Raw genomic sequence first — 23,866 nt, 5'->3', positions numbered from 1 at the left:
TCAGACATCTGTCGACTCATCCTCGGCCACCACCGGATTGGGCGGCGGTGGCGGCGCCGCGTCGGCGGGGCGGGTACGCACCTGGTGCACCCAGGCCAGGACCTCGGCCACCGCCAGGTACAGGTCCGGCGGAATGGCCTGGCCGATATCGACACTGCGATAGAGCGCCCGCGCCAGCGGCGGCGCCTCCAGCAGCGGCACGCCCGACTCCTCTGCCACCCGGCGGATGGCGAGGGCTACCAGCTCGGCGCCCTTGGCGACCACAACCGGCGCCGCCATGCTGCTGGCGTCATAGCGCACAGCCACCGCGAAGTGAACCGGGTTGGTGATGACGATGTCCGCATCCGGCACGTCCCCCATCATCCGCCGGCTGGCCATCTCCTGCTGCAAACTGCGAATACGGCCCTTTACTTCCGGCCGGCCCTCGGTCTGCTTCAGTTCTTCCCGGACTTCCTGCCGGGTCATGCGCATCTGCTTGAAGTGGGTCGCCAACTGGAAGGGCACGTCGATCGCGGCAATCACGATCAGCGCCCCGCTCGCGGCAAACAGGGCCATGCCCGCGAGCCAGGCGCTCTCGGTGATGGCGGGCACTATCGGCAGCCTGGACAATGCCAGAAAACGGTCCATGATCAGCCAGAGGAAGAAACCGGAGGCAACCGCAACCACCAGAAACTTGCCCATGGCCTTGAGCAGTTCCATCAGCCCGTGGGCACCAAAGATGCGCTTGAGCCCCTTGAGCGGATCCATGCGCTCAAGCTTCGGCGCCATCGCCTGCTGGCTGAAGATCCAGCCACCCAACAGGGCCGGCGCCGCCAGCGCGGCAACCAGTAGCGCCAACAGCAACGGGCCCAGCAGCAGGAACGACTCCACTGCCAGCTCGGAAAACTTGCGCACCATGAAGCCGTCGTCATACATGGCTTCGCGCTCGATCCGGAAGCCGGTGGCCAGCAGGGCCTGGAAGCTGCTGGCGAACCAGCTGCCCGCCAGCAGCAGGGTCCCCGACCCCACCAGCATCACCAGGGTCATGGTCAGCTCCCGCGAGCGCGGAACCTGGCCCTTGTCGCGGCTCTCCTGAAGCCGCTTGGGGGTGGGCTGTTCGGTACGTTCCTGATTGTCGTCGCGATCTTCCGCCATCAGTTCACCATCAGCAGCAGCCGGTCCACACTGAGCAACGCCTCCTCAAGCAGGAACAGCAGCGAATCCTGCAGGGTGGGCAGGGTGGCGATCAGTACCAGGAAGCCCACCAGCATGGTCAGCGGCAGACCGATGGCGAACAGATTGAGGGTCGGCGCGGCCCGGCTTATCACCCCGATGGACAGGTTGACAATCAATACCGCCGTCGCCGCCGGCAATGCGACCTTGAGCGCACCCACAAACAGGGTGGTACCCAGGGAGGCCACCAGCCAGAAGGCATCGGCGTTGAGGCCACCGCCACCGACCGGCAGGATACGGAAACTGTCTGCCAGCAACTGCACCAGCATCAGGTGGCCGTCAAAGGCCAGGAACAGCAACATGGCAATGAGCAGGTGCAGCTGGCTCAGAACCGGCATCTGGGCCCCGTGCTGGTTGTCGACGAATATCGCGAAACCCAGGCCCATGCTCATGGAGACCGTCTGGATACCGATCACAATGGCATCGAACACCAGCTGCAGTATGAATCCCATGGCGATACCGATCAGCACCTGCTGTGCCACCAGCACCAGTCCCTGCAGTGAGAACGGCAGCACTGCCGGCGGCGGGGGCAGCATCGGGAACAGCACCAGTGCACAGGCCAGCGCCAGGGCTACCCGGATCCGAACCGGGATGTAGCGGGCACCGAACAGCGGCGCCACCATGAACATCGCCGCGATCCGGAACAGCGACCAGGCAAACTGCCCCAACCACGCCAGCAGCACCGCCTCGTCCAGCGCGAACGGCGTCATGGCAAGCCGATCAGCTCCGGGATACTCATGATCAGGTCCCTGGAGAACGACACGATCAGCTCCAGCATCCAGGAACCGGTCAGCATCAGAGCGATAGCGAGCACAATCAGCTTGGGAATGAAGCTCAGGGTCATTTCATTGATCGAGGTGGCGGCCTGGAACATGCCGATCAGCAAACCCGCCACCAGCGCCGAAATCAGCAGCGGCCCGACCAGCAGCGCGATCACCCACAGCGCCTGGCGGCCGATTTCCACAACCATATCCGGCGACATCTCAGACCACCCCCGTATAGAAACTGGCTGCCAGAGTCCCCATCACCAGGCTCCAGCCATCAATGAGCACGAACAGCATCAGCTTGAACGGCAGCGACACGATCATCGGCGACAGCATGATCATGCCCATGGACATCAGCACGCTGGCCACCGCCAGGTCAATGATCACGAAGGGAATGAACAGCAGGAAGCCGATCTGGAAGGCGGTCTTCAACTCGCTGGTCAGGAAGGCGGGTATCAGCACGGTCAGCGGCACCTCCGCCGGGGAGGCGAAACCCTCCTCGTAGCCGCCGAGGGACGCGAACATGGCGAGATCACTCTCCCGTACCTGGTGACGCATGAATCGGTGCAGCGGTTCCACGCCGCTGTCCATGGCCTGCTGCAAGGTGATCTCTTCGCTGAGATAGGGCTCCACGGCAACATCGTAGAGTTCGGTGACCACCGGCGTCATCACGAACAGGGTGAGAAACAGCGCCAGCCCGATCAATACCTGGTTGGACGGGGTGGTGCCGGTACCCAGGGCCTGGCGCAGAATGGCCAGCACGACAATGATGCGGGTAAACGAGGTGAACATCAGCAGGATCGACGGCAGCAGGGTCAGTACCGTCATCAGCGCCAGCACCTGGAGCGTCAGGCTCCAGGTCTGGCTGCCGTCCTCTGCCGGGGTGACCTTCAGCAGCTGCAGCTCGCCGGCGCCCTGGGCCTGGGCCAGGGCGGGCAGCAGTGCCAGCAGCACGGCGAGCAACAAGCGCAGGCTCATCTAGCTCCTGCTCCTCTGCGCGGCGCCCAGCCGGGCGGCGAAATCAGCGCCCGCATCCGCGCCCGCGCCCGCGATATCAAGCCGGGTGATCGCCCCCGGCACCACGCCCAGCAGCATCCTCTGGCCGTCCACCTCCACCAGCAGCAGGCGCTCCCGTGCCCCCAGGGAAAGCTGGCCCACGACGGCGATGGGGCCACCGCCCGCGGCACCGAGAAAACGCAGTACCGACGCCCGCCTGGCCACCCAGGCCAGCGCAAACACGATCGCGATCACCACACCCAGGCCGAGCAGCATCCGCCCCAGATTCTGGGCCGCGTCGACCGCTGGAACCTCGCCCGCAAGGACTGTCCCGGGCAGCCCCAGCACCAGGGCCAACAACAGGTGACGCCGGCTCATTGCAGCTTCTTGATCCGTTCCGAGGGACTGATGACATCGGTAAGGCGGATGCCAAACTTGTCGTTCACCACCACCACCTCGCCGTGGGCCACCAGGGTACCGTTGACAAACACGTCCAGCGGCTCCCCCGCGACCCGGTCGAGCTCCACGACCGACCCCTGATTGAGCTGCAACAGGTTGCGGATGCTGATCGAGGTTCTGCCGACCTCCATTGACAGCGTCACCGGCACGTCCACGATCAGGTCGAGATTGACATCCCCCTGGGCTGGTTGCTCGCTGCGCTCGAAATTGTCGAAACTGGCCTTTTCCACGCCCGCATCGGCCGCGCCGGCGCCCTGGTTTTCCTTGTCCACTGCCACGGTTGTCTCCCGCTCTCCGTCAGTCTTGATTGCCGTCGCGGCTCAGGCGTTTGGTGATCCTGACCGCGTACTTGTTTTTCGATAGCCCCACCTGGCCCTGGAAGCAAGGCACCTTCTCCACCAGCACTGTCGCCAGGTCGGGGATATCCAGCGGAATGACGTCTCCCGGCCGGATCCTCACCAGGTCCTTGACGGTGATGCGCTTGCGACACAGCACCACGCTGAACTCCATTTCCGCATCGCGAATCTCTTCCCGCAGGGCATGCATCCAGCGCTCATCCTTCTCCATCCGGTCGGATGCCATGCCCGAGTCCAGCGCCTCGCGAATCGGCTCGATCGCTGCATAGGGAATGGTGAAGTGGATTTCACCGCTGGCACCCTCGATCTCCACCTCGAAACGGGAGACCACCACCAATTCCGAGGGGCTGACGATATTGGCAAACTGCGGGTTGATCTCCATGTTGTGGAAGTTGAAGTCCACGTCCATGACCGGCTTCCACGCCTCCTTGAGGTCGCCGAAGATCTGATCGCGCAGGCGCTCGATGATGCGCGTCTCCACCGGGGTGAACTCCCGCCCCTCGATCCGCGCGTAGTAACTGCCGTCACCGCCAAAATAACTGTCCACCACGGCAAATATCAGGCGCGCGTCCAGCACCAGCAGGCTGGTACCGCGCAGCGGCGGGACCGACACAATATTCAGGCTGGTGGGCAGCGGCAGCGTGCGCATGTAGTCCTGGAACTTGATCATGTCGACGCCGGCAACGGAAATTTCCGCGGTCCGCCGCAACATGTTGAACAACCCCAGGCGCAGGTAGCGGGCGAAGCGCTCGTTGATCATCTCCAGCGTGGGCAGGCGCCCGCGCACAATGCGGTCCTGGCTGGAGAGATCGAAGGACTGTACTTCGCCCTCTACCGCGGTACCGGTACCGCTTTCCAGGTCTCCGGAATCGACTCCATACAGCAGGGCATCGATTTCGTCCTGGGACAGAATGTCTTCCTGACTCATCGGGCAGGCAACCTACTGTACAACCAGGGAGGTGAAGTACAGGTCCTCCACTGCCGCCGGCTCACCCTCGCTCTCCAGCACTGCCTGCACTTCCGCCAGGGCCTCGGCCCGCAGTGCCTCCTTGCCCTCCAGAGTGGCAATGGATTCCAGGGTCTGGGCAGAAAACAGCAGCAGCAGGTTGTTGCGCAGCAGCGGCCGGTGCTTCTCCACCGCTGTGATCACTTTCTGGTCCCGCGCCATGAGTTCCACGGTCACCTGTAGAAACCGCGTAGCCTGGGTCGAAAGATTGACGATGAAAGAGTCCTCGAGCCGGTAGTAGATCGGTGGCCCCGCGGGTTTCTGTTTCGCGACCGGCGCCTCTCCGGACTCGTCCTGCTGTTGCGGCGCAATATCGGACTTGAGCAGGAAATACACGCCGGCGCCGACCCCGGCCGACATCACCAGACTGACCAGCAGGCTGATCAACAGCAGCTTGCCAATACCCGGGGAGTTGCCGGAGCGGACGCCGGCGCCGGGTATTACATCATCAAACTCATTATCTGCTGCCATGAAGATCCGTTCCTTGAAGCGAGGGCGAGGTATTGCCAGCTTAGTGCAATAGCCATGCCAAGACCCTGCCGGGACCGGAGAGCGGCGCAACACCAGCAAAACAGGGGGCAAGCAGGGGTTGCCATGCTCGCGCCCGGGGTGGCGGTGTCAGCTTTTTGACTTCAGGAGTGGGGCGGAGGGTGGCGGTGACAATGGCCTGACACCCGTCACCGGGCCGGCCGGCGATCGGTCCGGTTTCAGGCGTAGAGGTCCAACAGACCTCTGGGCGACAGCGTGCTCGAGCGCGACTCGCCGCCCTCGACCACATCCGCCTCGGTGCCGGCCGTCGCCGTTGCCGCTGTCGACTCGCGGTTGTCCGGATTTTCCGGCTGCTGGCGCCCGGAGTCCGATACCGAGGCATCCGTCAGGCTCATGCCATGCTGGGCCAGGGCGTCGCGCAAGCGCGGCAATACCGCTTCCAGGGCTTCCCGTACCTGCGCCTGCTGGGCGCCCAGATGCAGCTTCGCCTCACCGCCGTCGAGATCCAGCCAGATATCGACCCGCCCGAGGTGGGCAGGCTCCAACTGCAGCCGCGCCTGATGTACCCCTTCGCGGGTCATCCAGACAACCTGGTCCAGGGTCTGGGTGAAGGTCGCGCGCGCCTCCGGGGCCGGCAGTGGCAACGCCACTGCCGGCCGTGCCGGTACAGCTTCCAGCTTCTCGCCCGCGGGCGCCTGTAGCGCACCGGTGAGCGCATTGCCAGCCGCCGTCTCTGCCAGCGCCGGCTGCCCGCCAGTGGCGACCAGACCCTGCAGGAGCTCGGGAGCATCCGCTGCCGCGGTGGTGACAAGCGCGGCGTCAGCTGCAGTCGGAGCGACCACGGACGGTAGCGGCAGACGCGGCTCCAGGGGCACGGAGACCGGCGCCGGTATCGGCGCCTGCGCATTCGCCGCCGGCTTGCCGTTGGCAGCTGTCGCCGTATCCGCGAGGCCCGCTTCCGCCAGCAAAACCCAGAGTCCGCCGACAGTTGCCGCCGCGGCCGTGTCGTTGGCGTTGGCGTTGGCGTTGGCGTTGGCGTTGGCGTTGGCGTTGGCGTTGGCGTCGGCGTCGGCGTCGGCAGTCTCCACAGTCGCCGCAGGCAAGCCGTCGCCCGGCAGTGTCAAAAAGCCGGCAGCGGTGTCGGCAACCTGTTGCTCCGGGGTCACCGTTCCCGTTGCCCCGGCCAGCGCCCCCAGCAGGTCGCCAAACAGCAGCACCGGCGGTGCTTCGTCGGTGTTGGGAGTGGCGCCAGCGGCCTGCCCCACCCGTGCGGGCGCGGGCGCGGGTGTCGGTGCCAGCATGGCGAGCTGCGGGATCACGCCTTGCCTCCCGCGAGGCGATACAGGGCGAGATCATCCAGCTGCCGCTGTTCGGCGCTGTCCAGTTGTTTTTGCTCCATGGCGGCGTTGCGTTGCGCCGCCTGCTCCACCGCCCGCACCTGGCTGCGGGCCTGGTACCACACGTCCATCTGCCGCTCGAAAGCGCGGCGCGCAGCATCCGCATGCCGCTCCTGCTGCTGCAGGGCTTCGTGCAACTGGGCCAGGAATGCCGTGTAGTTCTGCAGTTTGGCCGAGGTGGTACCGGTCTGGCGGATCTGCTCCAGCTCGGTGTGGTAGGAATCGAGGTAGTCGCGCAATCCCCGCAGACGCTCATCGGCCAGATCCATCGCCGTGCGCAGCTCCACCAGCTTGCGCGAGGCGAGGTCACGGTCTTCGCCAAAGTGTTCGGCGACGCGTTGCAGGCGGTCAGAGCGCTTCATTCCCTTGCTTCAACTCCGCTAGTGGGTTCCACACACCCACGACTACTCGCGGCCGCAGGTGTACTGCTGCGAAAAGCGATGCAAATCATGTGCCATTGTCCGGTGGGCGCGTCCTGTCCGCCAGCAACCCTTCCAGGCCCGCGAAGCTGGCCGCCAGATCAACCGGCTGGGTACTGCCCTGGCGCAGGAACTCCAGCATTGCCGGACGCATGGCCACCGCTTCGTCAATGCGGGGATCGGCGCCCTTGCGATAGGCGCCCACCGCAATCAGGTCCTCGTTTTGCCGGTAGGCGGCAAACATTTGCCGGAAGCGCCGCGCTTCCGCCTGGTGCTGGTCGGACGTGATGTCCATCATCACCCGGCTGATGGACGCCTCGATATCGATGGCCGGATAGACGCCCTCCTCGGCCAGCGCACGCGAGAGCACGACGTGACCGTCGAGAATGGCCCGGGCGGCGTCGGCAATGGGGTCGTTGGTATCATCGCCTTCCGCCAGCACCGTGTAGAACGCAGTGATCGAACCGGCGCCGTCAACGCTGGTACCGGCACGCTCCACCAGCGCCGGCAGGCTGGCGAATACCGAGGGCGGGTAGCCCTTGGTCGCGGGCGGCTCACCCACCGCCAGTGCAATCTCGCGCTTGGCCTGGGCAAAGCGGGTGAGGGAGTCCATCAGCAACAGCACCTTCAGGCCCTGGTCACGAAAATGCTCCGCGATCGTGGTCGCCAGCCAGGCACCGCGCATCCGCATCAGCGGCGCCTGGTCCGCGGGCGTCGCCACCACCACCGCGCGGCGCAAGCCCTCTGGCCCCAGGGTGTTCTCGATAAAATCCCTGACCTCCCGGCCGCGCTCACCGATCAGGCCCACCACCACCACATCCGCCGCGGTAAAACGGGTCATCATCCCCAGCAGGGTTGACTTGCCGACGCCGGAGCCGGCAAACAGGCCCAGGCGCTGGCCGCGGCCAACCGTCAGCAGGGCGTTGATGGTGCGCACCCCCACGTCGAGCGGCTCGTGGATCGGGTGTCGATGCAGCGGGTTGATCAGCTTCCCCATCAGCGGCGAGCGCGCCTCGACCAGCAGCGGACCGCGGCTGTCCAGCGGATTGCCGGCGCCGTCGATGACCCGCCCCAGCAGGCCCCTGCCCACCGGAGCATCCAGGGCCATGCCCGCCGGCACCACCCGGGCACGGGGCGACAGCCCGCGGATTTCCTCCACCGGCATCAGGTACAGGCTGTCGTCGGAAAAGCCCACGACCTCGGTTTCCAGTCGCGGCCCGTGGTCGGGCAACACCCAGCAGCGCTCGCCCAGGGCGGCTTCCACCCCCACCGCCTCCAGAGTGAGGCCGACCACACGCCGCAACCTGCCGGTGGCCCACATCGTGGCCCCCGGTACCGCGGTTTCACGGCACTGGCGCAGGCTTGCAGCCCAGCGCTGGTTGCGGGTGTCGCTCACGGTGCCGCCGGCGCCGCGTCGCCGCTGTCGCTGTCCTCGTGGCGTTCACCGCCCAGGACCCGGGACGCCACCGCGCGGATACGGGCCTCCAGGGACGCGTCCACCGTGGTATTGGGGGTAATGACCTTGCAGCCACCGTGCTCAATCACGGGGTCTTCGACGATATCCCAGCTGGCATGCCCGCTGGGCCGGGGCAGTATCTCCCGCACCAGCTGCGCATCGTCGGGATTGAGCAGCACGCGAATATCGCGACTGCTGGAGGGCAGTTCCGCCAGCGCTTCCCGCACCGCGGCAATGACGTGGGAGGGGTTGGCCACCAGCTCCCGGCGGATGATCTGCCGCGCCACGGCCAGGGCAAGCTGCAGCAGCTCTTCCTCCACCTGCTCGTCGATGTCCTGCAACGGACTCGCCAGCGCTCCCAGCACCTGTTGCAGCCGGGCCGCAACGCGGTCGACATCGGCCTTGCCGGCCACCCGCCCGGCTTCCAGGCCGCGGGCATAGGCTTCGTCCCAGGCCTGCTTCTGCAAAGCCTCCAGTTCTGCTGCACTGTGCAGCTTCTGGGCACTGGGCGGCTGGCGGGGGCCGCCCGTCTTCGGCGACGTCGCGGTGGCCACGTCCTGCAGCTGCCAGCGCTCCATCGCGGGCAGCTGCTCGCGGAACAGTATGTCAGACAAATTCGTCTCCCTTGCCGCCGATCTCGATCTGGCCCTGGTCGGCAAGGTTGCGCACCGTCCCCAGGATCTCTTTCTGTGCCGCTTCCACCTCCGCCAACCGCACCGGGCCCTTGGCCTCCAGGTCTTCGGTCAGCATCTCCGCCGCGCGGCGCGACATGTTCTTCAGCAGCTTGTCCTTCACCGCCTGGTCCGCGCCCTTCAGGGCCACGATGAGGATATCCGACTGCACCTCGCGCAGAATCACCTGGATGCCGCGGTCGTCGATATCCACCAGGTTCTCGAATACGAACATCTCGTCCTGTATGCGCTGTCCCAGGCCCTCGTCCGACTTCTTCACCGCGTCCAGCACGCCCTGCTCGGTGACGCCATCCACCAGGTTCAGAATTTCGGCCGCGGTGCGAACACCACCGACGCTGGACGACTTCACATTCTCGCTGCCCATGGACTGCTTCTGGATAACGTCGTCCAGCTCACTCAACGCCGAGGGCGGAATACCGTCCAGGGTGGCGATGCGCATGATCACGTCCGGCCGGGTGCGCTCCGGCAGGAAGCCGAGGATTTCCGCCGCCTGGTCGCTTTCCAGGTAAGCGAGCACGATGGCGATGATCTGCGGGTGTTCCTGGCGGATCATCTCCGCCACGCTGCGCGGGTCCATCCACTTCAGGGACTCCAGGCCCTTGCTGTCACGCCCCAGCAGGATGCGGTCGATCATGTTCGAGGCCTTGTCGCCCAGCGCCTCCTGCATCACCCGGCGCACATAGTCATCGGACCCGACCCCCAGCGAGGTTTTTTCCTCCACCGCGGTAATAAAGGTGTCCAGCACCTGATTGACCTGCTCGCGACTGACGCCACTCAGGGAGGCCATCGAATTGCCGATTTTCTGCACCTCGCGGGCGCCCATGTGCTTGAGTACCGTGGAAGCCTCCTGCTCTCCGAGGGACATCAGCAGGATCGCCGCCCGGTCCACCCCTGCCAGCTGGTCTTTCTGAGCCGCCTGCTTTTCCTCACTCACCTTCGTTCACCCAATCTTTCACTACCTGCGCCACCCGTTTCGGGTCCTGGTTTACAATGGTCTTGGCATTGGCTATGCGCTGATCAAATTCCTGGCCCGCGCGCGGCCGCGCCTCCGCAGCGGTGTCCGGGGCGCCCGCCGCGCCCTGCTGCCCCTGGGCGGCCTGACCCGGCGGCAGGCCCTGGGGCACCGCTGGCGGCAGCATCAGGGTCCGCGGATTGATGGTCAGCAACTGGCGCAGCGTTGGGCGCACGATCATGAAAATCAGCACCAGAATGACCACCAGCGCGGCGATCACCCGCAGTACCTCCATCAGGTTGAACCGATCCAGAAAGGATGATTCCGGAGCATCAAACTCGTCCAGTGCGGTGTCCGGCAGGAAATCCGCCCCGATCACACTGACCGCATCGCCGCGCGCCTCCTCGAAACCCACCGCCTTGCGCACCAGTTCGCTGAACCGTTCCAGTTCCTCCGGTGTGTAGGGCACCGATTCCAGTTCACCTTCGGCATTGGCGCCGGGACGCTGGTTCAATACCACGGCCACGTTGAGCCGGCGGATGGAGCCCTCCGGCGCCTGTATATAGCGCACGGTGCGGCTGATTTCAAAGTTGCGCAGACTGCGGGTCGCCAGCGGGACCTCGCCGGGATCCGCGGCCGGGTCCGCCTCCGCAGCGGCGGGCTCCGGTGCTGGTGCCGGCGGCTGATTGCTGAGCGCACCGGGCACGCCGCGGGCGCCGGGTGTCAGGGAGGCCGGCTCCGCGCTGGTCTGCTCGCTGCGCACCACCGGACTGTCGGGGTCGTACAACTCCTGGGTTTCCTCCCGCAGTTCGGGATTGAGGCTGACCGCCACCTGGGCGCGGACATTGTCCAGCCCCACGATCGGCGCCAACAGTTCTTCGACCCGGCGTTTCAGGCGCACCTCGATGCGCTCGGCCTGCTGGTCCACAGCGTTGCTGCCGGCGTTCTTTTCCGCATCCGGATCCGCGGACAGCAGGTTGCCGTTCTGGTCCACCACCGTGATCTGGCCGCGCTCCATGTCGGGTACCGAGGAAGCCACCAGGTTGACGATACTCGCCACCTGGGCCGGCTCCAGACGGCGCCCGGGGTAGAGATTGACCAGCACCGAGGCCCCCGCCGGTGCCCGATTGCGGACGAACACGGTCTGCCGGGGCACCGCCAGGTGCACGCGGGCGCTCGCCACCGCGCTGATGCTGGCGACGGTGCGCTGCAACTCCACTTCCAGCGCCCGCTGGTAGCGGGCATTCTCCACGAACTGGCTGTCGGAGATGCCGTTGCTCTGGTTGAGCATCTCGAAGCCGACCCCGGCGCTGTTGGGCAGGTTCTGGGAGGCCAGTTGCAGGCGCGCGGCGTGGACCTGGCCCGCCGGCACCAGCACGGCGCCGCCGCCGGATTCGTAGCGATGGGGGATGCCCGCGGTTTCCAGCACCTGCACCACTTCCAGGGCATCGCGGTCGGCCAGGTTGCTGAACAGCACATGGTAGCTTTCGTCCTGGGACCACAGCACCACCCAGACCCCAATGGCCACGGCTGCAGCCAGGCCCACCAGCAACAACAGCTGACGCAGTCCCGGCACCTGGTCCACCAGGTGCGGGCGCGGTGTCGCGGTCGTCATCTCCCGGGCCGCCATCAGTTCATATCCTCATCTCTGTGTTGTTCATATCGGCATGTTCTGGATTTCCCTGTAGGCCTCGACCAGGCGATTGCGCACCTGGACCAGGGCCTCGAAGGACACTCGGGATTTCTGCCCGGCAATCATGACGCTGGCCAGGTCAACGCCCGGGTCACCGCGTTCAAAGGCCGCGGCGAGTCTGGCCGAGGTCTGCTGGTTGGCGCTCACCTGCTCGATGGACTGGCTCAGCAGGCTGGCGAATTCGCCCTGCGCGGGCGCTTCGACCTCCCGTGCCCCTGCCCCGGCCTCGACTTTCAACTGGCGCATCTGCGCCAGTACCTGTTGAATGGCGATATCGCTCATCGACTCCCTCCCCTAACCGTGTACTGTGACTTGCCGGCCCCGCATCAACGCCCCATCGCAATGGCACCGCCGCCGCTGTCGCCGGGTATGGGAATACCGTTCCGGCGAATGCGCGACAGCTTGTAGCGCAGGGTGCGCGGACTGATTCCCAGGCGCTCCGCGGTGCGGCCGCGATGCCCGCCCTCTTCCCGCAGTACCGCCACGATGGCATCGGACTCCCGGTCCTCCAGGGTCTCCTGCAGACTGCCCCCCCGCTCGAATTCTGGAGCCGCCGGCTGAGGTACGGCCGGCTGAGGTGTGGCTGGCTGAGGTGTGGCCTGCTCAAGTGCGGCCGGCCGAGGTGTGGCCTCCAGGTGCGCAAAGAAAAGATCCTCTGCCAGCAATTCGCCGGCCTCCCCGGCCAGTACCAGCGCGCGCTGGATAACATTGTCCAGTTCGCGGACATTGCCCGGCCAGTGGTATTCGCACAGGCGCTCCAGTGCCGACGCCCCCAGGGCCGGTGGCTGGCCGCGGGCATGCAGGGCGAGCGCGCGCCGCGCCAGGGGCTCGATATCGCCCGGGCGCTCGCGCAATGGCGGCAGGCACAGGGGAAAGACATTCAGGCGGTAGTACAGATCCTCGCGGAAGCGACCGGCGGCGATTTCTTCCGCCAGATTGCGGTTGGTGGTCGCGATCACCCGGACATCGAGGCGAATCGCGCGGTTGCTGCCCAGCCGTTCCACTTCGCGCTCCTGCAGTACCCGCAGCAATTTGGCCTGCAGGGCCAGGTCCATCTCGGAAATCTCGTCCAGCAGCAGGGTGCCGCCATCGGCGCACTCGAACTTGCCCATCCTGGCCTTCGCGGCGCCGGTGAAGGCTCCCTTCTCGTGCCCGAACAATTCCGCTTCCAGCATCTGTTCCGGAATCGCGGCACAGTTGACGGCCACGAAGGGGGCATGGGCGCGGGTCGACTCGCGGTGGATGAAACGGGCAAACACTTCCTTGCCACTGCCGCTGGGACCGGTCAGCAACACGCTGATATCCACCGCCGCCACCTTGCGCGCCACCGCCACCAGGGCCCGGGTCCGCGGGTCTGCCGCCACCAGCTCGAACCCGGTTTCCGGCAGGTTGCGGAAGTGGCTCACCCGTTCCAGCAGCTCACCCGCCTCCACCGGCTTCACCAGGTAATCCATCGCCCCCTGCCGGATCGCTTCCACCGCCTGGGGCACGCTGCCAAACGCAGTCATCAATACCACGGGCACTTCGCGATGCTGCTGGCGAATCCGCGCCAGCAGTTCCAGTCCGCTCCAGGGCTCCATCTGGATGTCGGAAATCACCAGGGCGAAGGATTGTTGCGCGAGCAACGCCAGTGCCTCGCGGCCATCGCTGGCGGCCACCACCGGGTACCCACCCAGGACCAGGGTGTCATACAGGGCCTGGCGCAGGTGCTCATCGTCCTCCACCAGCAGGACCCGAAACTCGCTCACCGCGCGCCTCCGACCAGGGCGAGGTGACAGTCGACGCTGGCGATCCGGGGCAACAGGGGCAGGCGCAGGATGAAGCGGGCGCCGCCAGCGGGCGGGCTTTCCAGCCGCAGCGAACCTTCGTGCGCCTCCGCCACCGAGCGCGCCACCGGCAGGCCGAGCCCGGTACCACCGGTCCGGACCGAGAAGAACGGCTCGAAGATACGCTCCTGCAGCGCGGGGCTGACGCCGGGCCCATTGTCATCCACCCGCAGTTCGACGCTATTGCCTTCCAGCTCGCGCGCCGACAGTTCCACCACGACCGCCGCTCCCCCGACCTGCCAGGCATTCTCTATCAGGTTGCAGAGCGCGCCCGCCAGGGCCTGGCGATCACCACGCAGGGTGCCGGCGACATCACAGTCACGAATGCGCAACTGGCACCCTTCGCGGACGGCGCCATCAAGCGCCTGGCGGACATCATCGAACAGTGCCGCCAGCAGAATTTCCCGGGATTCCCCCATGCCGTGGCGCACAAAACCCAGCATGTCCCGGGTCAGGCGGTCCAGGTCACGCAGGCGCGCCAGCAGGTTGGCGCCAAAACCCTGACGCTGCGACGCAGACAGCGCGCGATCAGTCAAATGGTTGGCGTAGAGCATCGCGGTGGAGAGGGGCGTGCGGATCTGGTGTGCCAGGCGGGCGGCCATTTCCCCCATGGTCGCCAGGCGCCGATGCTGCTCCAGTTCGGCCTGCAGGCGGCGCTGCTCGGTGACGTCGGTCAGCAGGATAATGGTTTCATCGCGGCCGGGCACATAGCGCCGCGACAGGGTCAGCTGGGTACCGTCGGCCAGCGCCAGCTCGCGGCCATCCTCCAGCACCCGCACCCCTGCGGTGGCCAACAGCGCGGCCCAGGAACGGCCCTCGGGATCGGCGCGCAGCCAGTCCCGGGCCGCGGCATTGCTGGCGCTGACCAGACCGTCGCCACCGTAGACGATGACCCCGCCGGGCAGGGAGTCGAGCAGGGCCGCAAGGCGATCCGCGAGGCGCTCCTTCTGTTCCCGCTGGCGTTCTTTCTCGCGGCGCGAACGGGCCAGTTCCTGCTCCAGGCCCGCGGCCCGGCCAGCGAGGCTGGAATAGGCCGCGGACAACTCTTCCGAGAGCCGATTGAAGGCGCTGAAGGTACTCTCAAGCGGGTCGTCATTGCCATCCATGAGACGGACTTCTCCTGAAACCGGTGTACTTGCCAGCAGAAGTTAGCAAATACCGTACCAGAAGCTGTCAGTCGGGAAAGGAATTCAGGCCGATTCGGGGTCGATGCCGTATTTCTTGAGCTTTTCGACCAGGGTGGTGCGCTGCAGCCCCAGCAACTGGGCGCTGTGGGCAACCACGCCGCCCGTGCGCCGCAGGGCCTGTCGCACCAGCTCCACTTCCATGTTGGCAAGACATTTTTTCAGATTGATGCCATCCTCCGGCAGGACCGGGGTGGCACAGGCCTCGCAGGGCGGCGCGGGCTCCGCGGGCAGCGGCGCCGGCGGATCGCTGCAGACGACCGCCCGGCCCTGCTGCACATAGCGCTCGGGAAGGTCCCGCAGTTGCACCTCGCGGCCGCGGTGCATGATCGCCATGCGCTCGATCAGATTGCTCAGCTCGCGCACGTTGCCCGGCCAGTCGTAGGCCTGCAGGGAGGCCGTGGCGGGGGGAGAAAATGTCGTCGTCGCGTCATTGCCGCGCTCTGCCATCAGGGCGCGGAAGTGACGGATCAGCAAAGGCAGGTCTTCCTTTCTCTGGCGCAGGGGGGGCACCCGGATCGGGAACACGTTGAGCCGATAGTACAAATCCTCCCGGAACAGTCCCTCAGCGATGTGCGCCTCGACGTCGCGGTGCGTGGCGGCGATGATGCGCACATCAGTGGCAATGGTTTCGGCGCCACCGACCCGCTCAAAGCTGCGATCCTGGAGTACCCGCAGCAACTTGACCTGCATCGGCACCGGCATGTCGCCGATCTCGTCCAGGAACAGCGTACCGCCCTCCGCGAGCTCAAAGCGACCGCGGCGGCGGCTGAGAGCCCCGGTGAAGGCCCCCTTCTCGTGCCCGAACAGCTCGCTCTCCAGCAGCTCGCCGGGAATCGCGCCACAGTTGACCGGGACGAAAGGTTTTTCCGCCCGGGCCGACAGGGCGTGGATACCCTGCGCCACCAGCTCCTTGCCGGTACCGGACTCACCGAGCACCAGCACGGTCGCTGCCTCCGCCTCGGCGACCCGCGCCATCAGCGAACGAACCTCGCTCATGGCAGGAGAGTCGCCGATCAGGTGAATCGACCTGGGCAACCGGCTGGCGGAATAGGTGAAATCGCCGAGTGGGCAGACCTGTTCGCCGCTGTCTTCTTCTGATGCTGAGGCAGGCATAAAAACCACGTCAAAGAAGGGGCGATATCATATATCAGGCCGGACTAATGTCCACCACGGACCTTAAAAAATTGATTCATGTCAATTTTTTGTTCATCCAGTATAAAATCCGGGCGGACGCTCGGGGTCAGGCAAGGGGTAGAGGCGGTGGGTCAGGCGGGCGTGGAACCCTGGCGGGCGGCAGCGATATTGCGGCGGTGGTGACGGAAGACATGGCGCGACAGTGCCTCGAGCTCCGGGTCCGAGAGTTCCCCGGGCTGGAACTGCAGCCACTCGCCGTCCTCGTCCCGCGCCGTGCCGGTGATCCGGCCCGGCAGCAACAGGGCCGCGGGAATGGCGGGGTGCAGGTGCAGGTGCAGCACTCCCTCGGCACCGACGACCATATCCGCGCCACCCGCCTCGATCTCGATCAACTCCACTGCCACCCGGACCGCGCGCGACCGGGGCAGGCGGTCGTGGCTGCGCAGCAACCGTGCCACCATGTCCAGCAGCAGGTGCAGCTTGGCGTCCAGGCGGTGCAGCTCCTGGTGCAGTTCGGGCTGCTCCTCGGAGATACGGTCAAGGGAATGCTCCTCGATCGCACTGACAGCCTCGAGGAGGTAAAGGTTGGTGGTGATCCGCTGTTTCTCGTCCACCTCCGGCGTCGCTCCGGGAACCCATTCCAGGGGCAGGCGGTCGGGGTAGTTCAGCATCGACTGAAGAAGCCTCTAGCCACCGGGACTCTCTGCCACGGCGGCGTACTCGCGGGCGCCGCGCACGGAGCGTCGGCTGGCACCCAGCTGCAGTTCCATGCGCCGGCGCAGCTCCGCCAGTGCCTGCACCAGGCCCTGGTCCTCGCGAATGATTTCCTGCAGCCAGTAGGCGAGGGACTCATCGCCGCGTTCAAGGGCCGGATCGTCGAACAGGCTGCGCAGCTGCCGGTGCCGTTCCGCCGCCAGCTGACCGGCGGTCTCCAGGTCGGCCTCTTCCACGTGCTGGCGGATGACCCGGCCCAGCGCCACGACCTCGCCCATGCGGCTGTCGGCAGTCACGTTCATGCTGGACCGTGCACCGCGGCACTGGCGCCAGCGCCACTCTGAGCCTGGGCAGCCACTTCTGACGCTATTGCCCGCCAGGCATCCGCCAACCCGTCCAGCAGCTGGTGTACCTCGGTCATCATGGCGGGATCGGAGTGCAGGTTGGCCTCGGTCAGTCGGCGCATCATGTAGTCGTAGAGGTCAGCAAGATTGGCGGCGAGTGCGCCATCACCGGCGGCCTGATCCAGGCTGGCCTGCAGGCTGTCCAGGATCAGGATCACCCGGCCAATACATTCGCCCTTGGCCGCCACCTCGCCCCGCTCGGCGTGGCCGATGGCCCGGGCCAGGCGCTCCAGCGCACCGTCAAACAACATGGTGATCAACTGGTGCGGGCTGGCGTACTCGGCCCCCGCGGTCTTGCTGGTGCGGTAGGCGTTCACCATTTCATTCATGCGGGATCATCCTTCGGCTCACACGTTAGTAGCTGTTAGCGGCCAGACTCGACAGCTCTTTAATTGCGACGACTGCCGATAACGCCCGGCAGATTGGACAACTGCTGCTGCAGGAAGTCGCCGGTCTGGGACAGCTGGGCGACCAGCCCATCCAGGGCCGAAAACTGTGCCACGAACCGGGCCTCAACACTTTCGATCCGCCGGTCCAGCGCCTCGCGCTGGGCGCCGATACCGTCCAGGCTGGACTTCAGGCCTTGCTCGCGATTGGCAATCAGGCTGTTGGACCCCAGCACCTGATTGAGATACCCGCCCAGTGCGGTGGCCACCCCCTGTTCGCCGGCCAGTACACTGTTCAACACATCAGGACGCTCATCCAGGGCGCGGTTCAGGACACTTTCATCCAGCGCCAGCAAGCCGGCCTCGTTGGTGGTTATGCCCAGCGCCGGCAAACTGTTGAAGGGTGTGCCGGGGGTGCCCACCTGGGTGCCCAGAATCTGCTGGATACGGCTGCCAATGCCGCGCAGGGTCGCGTCACCCAGCAGCGGGCCGGCCTGGCCGGTGTCGGCGTTGTAGGAGGCAACCCGCGAGGTGGCCGAGGTGAACGCATTCAGCCGCTCCACCAGCCCGCGCACCTTGTCGACTGCGGCGGTGCGGTTTTCAGCGATCGTTACCGTTTCCACAGTGCCAGGTTCGGCCTTGACCAGATCCAGCGTCAGCCCGTCGACGACACCTTCCACGCGGTTGCTGGCGCTGGAGAAGGTAAAGGTATCCACTTTCACCACCGCATCGGCCGCGGCCTGCAGCTCGGTGGTCGTGGTCAGCGCAGCGAGCCCGCCATCACCGCCCGCGGCCGTAATCGCGATGTTGTTGGCGGCGCCGGTATCACGGGCCGTCAGCACCAGGCGGCTGCCGCCGTCCTCATTGAGAATTGCCGCGGAAACGCCTTTGTTGTCAGGGGAACGGTTGATGGCGTCACGAATTTCAGCCAGGCTGCCGGCGCCCTCCTCTAGGGTAACGCTGAAGCTGCTGTCACCCACCGACAGGGTCAGAGTACCGCTGCCAATCTGGGTATCCGCCGCAGCGACAGGGTCACTGGCGACCTTGTTGGCGCTGGCCAGGGAGACCACCTCGACACTGAAGCTGCCCGGCGCCATGCCGGCGGCAGCGGTGCCGGTAAAGAGATCGGTGTTGCTGCTGGTGACAGTGCGCGCGCCCAGGCCACCGCCGCCGCCCAGCGCCTGGCTGGCGTCGCGCAGGGCCGACAGCGCCCCCTTGATGGTGCCAATGGCGGAAAGCTGAGACTGGAACCGAGCCTCGTTGCGCGCCAGCCGCACTTCCGTGGGCTGGCGCTCGGCGGCGACAAGCCGCTGTACGAGACTGTCAAGATCCAGTCCCGAACCGGCACCCAATGAGCGTATGCCCGTCATGTTATTGACGCTTCTTGTCTGGTTGTCATGCGAGTGTCCTCCGTGTTACCCGAGCAGGGTTGACTGCAAGGAACGCTTTGCAAAAACTGCGCCGAAATCAGGCCAATTGCGAAAAAAGAGCAGCGGCACCTTCACTCAGGTTGTTGACCAGCCCCAGGGCCTCCTCCGGCGGTATCGTGCGCACCACCTCGCCAGTCTCGGACTGCCGCACCAGGATGACAACCCTGCCGCCGTCCTGGTTGACCCGGAATTCGAGTTCCCGGGCATTCTCCTGCACAAACTCATTGAGACGCTGGCTCAGACCCTCCAGCATCTCGTTCATGTCCTCGCCGGTGGCGGGCGTTTCGCGCGGTGGCTCAACGGCCCCAATGGCTGCCGTCGACTGCGCCGCAGTCTGCGTGGTTGCAGCAGGTGCGACCGCATCACCACGCCCCGGTAACGGTCGCATGGCTCCCTGACTGGCAGAAATGCTGTTGTCGATCACGCAAGAACCTCCCGTTCCCACGCAAGAAGGGGCCAGACGCGTGCGCCAGGCCCCTGCTCACTCATTGCGGTATTGCCTCTGCCGTTAGTTGAGCAGAGCCAACACGTTCTGCGGCTGGGCATTGGCCTGGGACAGTACCGAGATACCCGCCTGCTGCAGGATCTGCGCACGGGTCAGGGCCGCGGTTTCCGCCGCGAAGTCCGCGTCCTGGATCCGGCTGCGCGAAGCGCTCAGGTTCTCCGCCGTGCCGCTCAGGTTCGCAATCGTGCTCTCGAAGCGGTTCTGGATGGCACCGAAGGTGCTGCGCAGGTCGCTGGCGGACGTCAGTGCCGCATCAATCCGCTGGATCGCGGCATTGGCACCGTCCACTGTGAGCACGTTGACGTCATCGAGGCTGCCGGAAGCAGTGAATGAGGTCGCCGAGAACACGGTCGCCGCTTGAGCACCACCGATGGTAATGCTATCACCGGAGGTAATGCTGAGGACGTTCGTGTCGCTGTCCAGGGAAGCCGTGCCGTTACTCCCCAACGCGACGTTGACGGCATCGACGAAGGACTGCTGGGTGCTGTAGGTAGCCGCAGCCACCGAGATTGCATCGTTGTCGCCGAACTGAATAGTCAGTTCATCGGCAGCGAGCGTTAACTCAGATGCCGCAGCTCCATCGGCACCGGCCACCGACGTACCGGCATCGAACTCCTGGTCAAGACCTGAAAAGCCATTGACAACAGGGGCTGCGTTGCCTGCACCGGTCGCTGCAGTGGCGATTTCAATACCGCTGCCAGAGACGGAAACCGCATAACTGGTTCCGAGCTGCGTGCCGATTTCCGTGGCTAGCCCATCGAGGCTGCCGTAGTCCGCATTCAGCGTGACCGTGGTGCCGTCAACGTCGAAAGTGGTTTCGCCGACTGTGCCTGGCACCGCAGTCGTGGTACCGACACTACTACCGGTGAGAGCCGGCGCTGTGGCACTGGTATCGTTAGTGAGAGTTATCGTGCCAGCGGCGTCAGCAGCACTGTATCCGCTAACACCATCCAGGATTGCAACGTTTGCCGCTAGGTTAGCCCCGTTGAGGGTGATGTCCGCGCCGCCGTCGATTTGAATGGTCAATGGACTACCGCTCAAATCAGCGTCAAGCGGCCCACCGGTCGATGCAAAGGTGACCGCACCCGCGGTCGCGGTCCCACTGAAATCGAAGTTGGTGACCGCGCCAGTCGTGTAAGTACCAGCCGTGTCATCACCACCCGGGGCAATAATGGTGCTCAAATCCACGGACGTGGCAGTAGCCACCGCACCCACATCAGCAGTACGCACACTGGTATTCAGGTTCAAGCCGATCGTTTCACCCACGTTCGCACCCACCTGGAACAGGGCGCTGCCGAAGCTGCCGTCCAGTACGTTGCGGCCGTTGAAGGAGGTCTGGCTGCCGATGCGATCGATTTCCTGCAGGCGCTGCTGCACTTCCTGGTCCAGGGTGGCGCGGTCGGTATCGGAGTTGGTGGCGTTGACCGACTGCACGGCCAGTTCGCGGATACGCTGCAGGTTGGAGGACAGTTCGCCCAGGGCACCTTCAGCGGTCTGCGCCAGGGAGATGCCGTCATTGGCGTTGCGGATCGCCTGGTTGAGACCGCGGATCTGGGTGGTGAAGCGCTCGGAGATCGCCAGGCCAGCGGCGTCATCCTTCGCGCTGTTGATGCGCAGACCGGAGGAGAGACGCTCCAGCGACGTCGCCAGTGCTCCCTGAGAAGTGTTGAGGTTGCGCTGAGCAGTCAGCGACAGAATATTCGAATTGATTACCTGTGCCATGTTGAATTCCTCCCGGGAATTTCAGTTTCTGTTTGCACTGACCGACCGGCCGCGCCCGTTCACGCCCTGCGCCTGCAGGGACTCTGGGCGGGAGCAATCACGCCGTCTTCGAGAGGTTTAGCGGAAGCGGAAGGGAAAACTTTAGGAAAAATGTTGCGGTTGCGTTCAGGCTGGCAAAATTGTGCGCTGGATCACACTGTGACGAGCCCGGGCAAAGCACCAGGCCTCTGCCTGTTCGCGCGAAGTTGCCCATCTCCCGCTAGTTGAGCAGTGCCAACACGTTCTGCGGCTGGGCGTTGGCCTGGGACAGCACCGAGATGCCTGCCTGCTGCAGAATCTGGGCACGGGTCAGCGCCGCGGTTTCCGCCGCGAAGTCCGCGTCCTGGATCCGGCTGCGTGACGCGCTCAGGTTCTCCGCCGTGCCGCTCAGGTTGGCGATGGTGGACTCGAAACGATTCTGGATGGCACCGAAGGTGCTGCGCAAGTCACTGGCCGAGGTCAACGCGGCGTCAATGCGCTGGATCGCAGCGTTGGCACCGGCGACCGTAAGCACATTGACATCATCCAGGCTACCCAAGGCGGCAAACTCGGTCGCCGTGAAGACGGTAGCTGCCTGGGCGCCAGAGATCGTTATTGCTTCGCCAGAAGTAATGCTGAGGACGTTGGTATCGCCATCCAGGAAAGCCGTGCCATTGCTGCCCAGGGCCATATTAATGGCATCGACAAAAGACTGCACGGTCGAGTAGACGCCGTTCTCGACTGCGATGGCATTGCTGTCGCCGAACTGGATGTTCAGATCGTTGTTGACCGTCAGGGTCGATGCGGTTACGGCCTCGGAACCGTCACTGGTGGTAATTGACTCCGAGTCCGCCGTGGGTCCGTTAAAAGGGTACCCGGCTTGCACCAGCGGGATACTGGCAAAACCGACAAAATCATCAAACCGGTCACCGGCGACACTCTGCGTAACATCAAAATTGGCACCATCGGCCCGCGAGAAAGCAAGCGTACCCGACGTGATCGCTGTCTCAAGATCCAGGGCACCACCAAAATCAATGGTGAAACCATTTTTGGTAGCCCCGTCACTTGCTGTGCCGTCAAACGCTGTATTGATGGCGCCGGCAACACCAGCCGCGGCCAGCGGTCCGCCATCAGCCACCGTGACCGTCGCGACAAGCGAGTTTGCACCATCGTCCAGCGTCAGAACGAAATCGGAAGAGCCAAGACCAACAGCTTCATTGTCCCCAACGAACAAACCCAACGCGCCGCTGGTTGCGGGCACGGCATCCGACGTTGCGGGGGAAATCAATGTGCTCAAATCGACCGAAGTGGCCGTCGCCGTGGCGCCCACATCGGCGGTACGCACGCTGGTGTTCAGGTTCAGGCCGATCGTTTCACCGACATTCGCACCGACCTGGAACAGGGCGCTGCCGAAGCTGCCGTCCAGCACGTTGCGGCCGTTGAAGGAGGTCTGGCTGCCGATGCGGTCGATTTCCTGCAGGCGCTGCTGCACTTCCTGGTCCAGGGTGGCGCGGTCGGTATCGGAGTTGGTGGCGTTGACCGACTGCACGGCCAGTTCGCGGATACGCTGCAGGTTGGAGGACAGCTCGCCCAGGGCGCCTTCAGCGGTCTGCGCCAGGGAGATGCCGTCATTGGCGTTGCGGATCGCCTGGTTGAGACCGCGGATCTGGGTGGTGAAGCGCTCGGAGATCGCGAGGCCGGCGGCGTCATCCTTGGCGCTGTTGATGCGCAGACCGGAGGAGAGACGCTCCAGCGAGGTTGCCAGAGCTCCCTGCGAGGTATTGAGATTACGCTGCGCGGTCAACGACAGAATATTCGAATTGATTACCTGTGCCATGTCGCATCCCTTCCAGGAATTTCCGCGCCCTTTTGCACTGCCCTGGTGATGGCAACCAGTGAGTCCTGAAGGTGGAGGAGGTTTCGGGCAGATCCCATTATCTGCTCTTCGCAAGATTTGACGGCAGCGGGAGGAAAAACTTTAGGGGGAAATACCGCGGGCGCGACCGGGTCAGGTCCTCGCGCCACATCACACAGCCCGGAGCCTGCCGGGCCGGCCGGCAGGAGGATTACCCTGCGGTTACCTATATCTATGAACATACAGTGGTGAAGCCCCTGGTTTTGAAGGTTCGATGTCATGCTCACCCTTGATCGCTGGCACTCACCGCATGCGATCCGGAAGCAGGAACTAAAAAGGGGAACAGCGGGCAATAGATCAAACAGTGCGCCAGGCTGATGGTGGATACGCGGGGGAGGTATCGAGAGGGTGCGAGGCGCATTGTGCGGGCATGAATGGGGAGCAAGTCCATCACCGCACAGGGTGGCCGCATTTGATGAAACGCGGTCCTTGGGGTTGTGCTGCGGCGTGGCTAATATACTGTGTATCCATAAGGCGTATCCACTTAGCACCACTAGATACTATATGTTGTGGTTTCTATTTTCGGTTATTTGTCGGTAGGTGACCGGCCCTGTGGCGACGGCTTGCTGTAACAGACGATAGAACAGCAACCCTCTTGATCGCGAAGTTCGTCGGTTAAATCGAAATGTAAATTCATCAAGATAGTAATCCAGATGATACGGCTTCACCGAACCCTGGTGGGTTCCGAGCAGCCACCGTTTCAGTAGTGCAGCCACGCGATGTACGCCGGGCAT

General features: G+C 64.8%; 26 protein-coding genes. All 26 read right to left on the bottom strand.

Annotation, left to right across the window (positions count from 1 at the left end; genetic code table 11):
* Nucleotides 1–1,134 (bottom strand): flagellar biosynthesis protein FlhB, encoded by a 1,134-nt coding sequence (gene flhB, locus RLO07_RS02425; protein WP_462290544.1) that lies wholly within the window; start codon nucleotides 1,132–1,134, stop codon nucleotides 1–3.
* A complete protein-coding gene (gene fliR / locus RLO07_RS02420; protein WP_462290543.1) occupies nucleotides 1,134–1,922 on the bottom strand; it encodes a flagellar biosynthetic protein FliR in 789 nt (262 codons plus the stop codon). The genes flhB and fliR overlap by 1 nt, the downstream gene beginning before the upstream one ends.
* Entirely contained in the window at nucleotides 1,919–2,194 is a 276-nt protein-coding gene (fliQ, locus tag RLO07_RS02415; protein ID WP_462290542.1) for a flagellar biosynthesis protein FliQ, read from the bottom strand. Before fliQ ends, fliR begins: the two co-directional genes overlap by 4 nt.
* A 1-nt stretch (nucleotide 2,195) precedes the next feature.
* On the bottom strand, nucleotides 2,196–2,954 hold the full coding sequence (fliP, locus tag RLO07_RS02410; RefSeq protein WP_462290541.1) for a flagellar type III secretion system pore protein FliP: 759 nt from the start codon (nucleotides 2,952–2,954) through the stop codon (nucleotides 2,196–2,198).
* Nucleotides 2,955–3,350, bottom strand: a complete 396-nt coding sequence (fliO, locus tag RLO07_RS02405; protein WP_462290540.1) for a flagellar biosynthetic protein FliO — start codon at nucleotides 3,348–3,350, stop codon at nucleotides 2,955–2,957. It abuts the gene before it with no gap.
* Nucleotides 3,347–3,661, bottom strand: coding sequence for a flagellar motor switch protein FliN (gene fliN / locus RLO07_RS02400; RefSeq protein ID WP_462290653.1), 315 nt, complete (start codon nucleotides 3,659–3,661; stop codon nucleotides 3,347–3,349). The genes fliO and fliN overlap by 4 nt, the downstream gene beginning before the upstream one ends.
* Nucleotides 3,662–3,728: 67 nt before the next feature.
* Nucleotides 3,729–4,715, bottom strand: a complete 987-nt coding sequence (gene fliM, locus RLO07_RS02395; protein WP_462290539.1) for a flagellar motor switch protein FliM — start codon at nucleotides 4,713–4,715, stop codon at nucleotides 3,729–3,731.
* A 12-nt stretch (nucleotides 4,716–4,727) separates the two neighbouring features.
* Nucleotides 4,728–5,264 carry a flagellar basal body-associated FliL family protein gene (locus RLO07_RS02390; protein WP_462290538.1) on the bottom strand — a complete coding sequence of 179 codons (537 nt, stop codon included), beginning with the start codon at nucleotides 5,262–5,264 and terminating at the stop codon, nucleotides 4,728–4,730.
* Between the two features lie 236 nt (nucleotides 5,265–5,500).
* Nucleotides 5,501–6,601, bottom strand: coding sequence for a flagellar hook-length control protein FliK (locus tag RLO07_RS02385; RefSeq protein ID WP_462290537.1), 1,101 nt, complete (start codon nucleotides 6,599–6,601; stop codon nucleotides 5,501–5,503).
* Nucleotides 6,598–7,041 carry a flagellar export protein FliJ gene (fliJ, locus tag RLO07_RS02380; RefSeq protein ID WP_462290536.1) on the bottom strand — a complete coding sequence of 148 codons (444 nt, stop codon included), beginning with the start codon at nucleotides 7,039–7,041 and terminating at the stop codon, nucleotides 6,598–6,600. Before fliJ ends, RLO07_RS02385 begins: the two co-directional genes overlap by 4 nt.
* Before the next feature lie 85 nt (nucleotides 7,042–7,126).
* The gene (gene fliI, locus RLO07_RS02375; protein ID WP_462290652.1) at nucleotides 7,127–8,458 is read right to left on the bottom strand and encodes a flagellar protein export ATPase FliI; all 1,332 of its coding nucleotides are present in this window, start codon (nucleotides 8,456–8,458) and stop codon (nucleotides 7,127–7,129) included.
* A gap of 32 nt (nucleotides 8,459–8,490) precedes the next feature.
* A complete protein-coding gene (locus RLO07_RS02370) occupies nucleotides 8,491–9,168 on the bottom strand; it encodes a flagellar assembly protein FliH (protein ID WP_462290535.1) in 678 nt (225 codons plus the stop codon).
* On the bottom strand, nucleotides 9,161–10,180 hold the full coding sequence (gene fliG, locus RLO07_RS02365) for a flagellar motor switch protein FliG (RefSeq protein WP_462290534.1): 1,020 nt from the start codon (nucleotides 10,178–10,180) through the stop codon (nucleotides 9,161–9,163). The genes RLO07_RS02370 and fliG overlap by 8 nt, the downstream gene beginning before the upstream one ends.
* Nucleotides 10,173–11,813, bottom strand: a complete 1,641-nt coding sequence (gene fliF, locus RLO07_RS02360; RefSeq protein ID WP_462290533.1) for a flagellar basal-body MS-ring/collar protein FliF — start codon at nucleotides 11,811–11,813, stop codon at nucleotides 10,173–10,175. The genes fliG and fliF overlap by 8 nt, the downstream gene beginning before the upstream one ends.
* 42 nt (nucleotides 11,814–11,855) lie before the next feature.
* Nucleotides 11,856–12,173: a flagellar hook-basal body complex protein FliE gene (gene fliE, locus RLO07_RS02355; RefSeq protein ID WP_462290532.1), complete on the bottom strand. Its 318-nt coding sequence runs from the start codon at nucleotides 12,171–12,173 to the stop codon at nucleotides 11,856–11,858.
* Between the two features lie 44 nt (nucleotides 12,174–12,217).
* Nucleotides 12,218–13,639 (bottom strand): sigma-54-dependent transcriptional regulator, encoded by a 1,422-nt coding sequence (locus RLO07_RS02350; protein WP_462290531.1) that lies wholly within the window; start codon nucleotides 13,637–13,639, stop codon nucleotides 12,218–12,220.
* The gene (locus RLO07_RS02345) at nucleotides 13,636–14,823 is read right to left on the bottom strand and encodes a sensor histidine kinase (RefSeq protein WP_462290530.1); all 1,188 of its coding nucleotides are present in this window, start codon (nucleotides 14,821–14,823) and stop codon (nucleotides 13,636–13,638) included. The genes RLO07_RS02350 and RLO07_RS02345 overlap by 4 nt, the downstream gene beginning before the upstream one ends.
* An 84-nt stretch (nucleotides 14,824–14,907) precedes the next feature.
* A complete protein-coding gene (locus RLO07_RS02340; protein ID WP_462290529.1) occupies nucleotides 14,908–16,017 on the bottom strand; it encodes a sigma-54 interaction domain-containing protein in 1,110 nt (369 codons plus the stop codon).
* Between the two features lie 152 nt (nucleotides 16,018–16,169).
* The gene (locus RLO07_RS02335; protein WP_462290528.1) at nucleotides 16,170–16,709 is read right to left on the bottom strand and encodes a PilZ domain-containing protein; all 540 of its coding nucleotides are present in this window, start codon (nucleotides 16,707–16,709) and stop codon (nucleotides 16,170–16,172) included.
* A gap of 15 nt (nucleotides 16,710–16,724) precedes the next feature.
* Nucleotides 16,725–17,054, bottom strand: a complete 330-nt coding sequence (locus RLO07_RS02330) for a hypothetical protein (RefSeq protein WP_462290527.1) — start codon at nucleotides 17,052–17,054, stop codon at nucleotides 16,725–16,727.
* A complete protein-coding gene (gene fliS, locus RLO07_RS02325) occupies nucleotides 17,051–17,485 on the bottom strand; it encodes a flagellar export chaperone FliS (protein WP_462290526.1) in 435 nt (144 codons plus the stop codon). The genes RLO07_RS02330 and fliS overlap by 4 nt, the downstream gene beginning before the upstream one ends.
* Nucleotides 17,486–17,544: 59 nt before the next feature.
* Nucleotides 17,545–18,912, bottom strand: coding sequence for a flagellar filament capping protein FliD (gene fliD / locus RLO07_RS02320; RefSeq protein ID WP_462290525.1), 1,368 nt, complete (start codon nucleotides 18,910–18,912; stop codon nucleotides 17,545–17,547).
* A gap of 97 nt (nucleotides 18,913–19,009) precedes the next feature.
* Nucleotides 19,010–19,396, bottom strand: coding sequence for a flagellar protein FlaG (locus RLO07_RS02315; RefSeq protein WP_462290524.1), 387 nt, complete (start codon nucleotides 19,394–19,396; stop codon nucleotides 19,010–19,012).
* An 84-nt stretch (nucleotides 19,397–19,480) separates the two neighbouring features.
* Nucleotides 19,481–21,199 (bottom strand): flagellin N-terminal helical domain-containing protein, encoded by a 1,719-nt coding sequence (locus RLO07_RS02310; protein WP_462290523.1) that lies wholly within the window; start codon nucleotides 21,197–21,199, stop codon nucleotides 19,481–19,483.
* A gap of 259 nt (nucleotides 21,200–21,458) precedes the next feature.
* Nucleotides 21,459–23,054: a flagellin N-terminal helical domain-containing protein gene (locus tag RLO07_RS02305; protein ID WP_462290522.1), complete on the bottom strand. Its 1,596-nt coding sequence runs from the start codon at nucleotides 23,052–23,054 to the stop codon at nucleotides 21,459–21,461.
* 578 nt (nucleotides 23,055–23,632) lie between these two features.
* Nucleotides 23,633–23,866, bottom strand: a 234-nt coding sequence (locus tag RLO07_RS02300) for a transposase (protein WP_462290521.1), incomplete at its 5' end; no start/stop codon positions are given.

It is taken from the genome of Haliea sp., from assembly GCF_040221975.1.
GTDB lineage: Bacteria > Pseudomonadota > Gammaproteobacteria > Pseudomonadales > Halieaceae > Haliea.
This window is presented reverse-complemented; position numbering and strand designations above follow the sequence as displayed.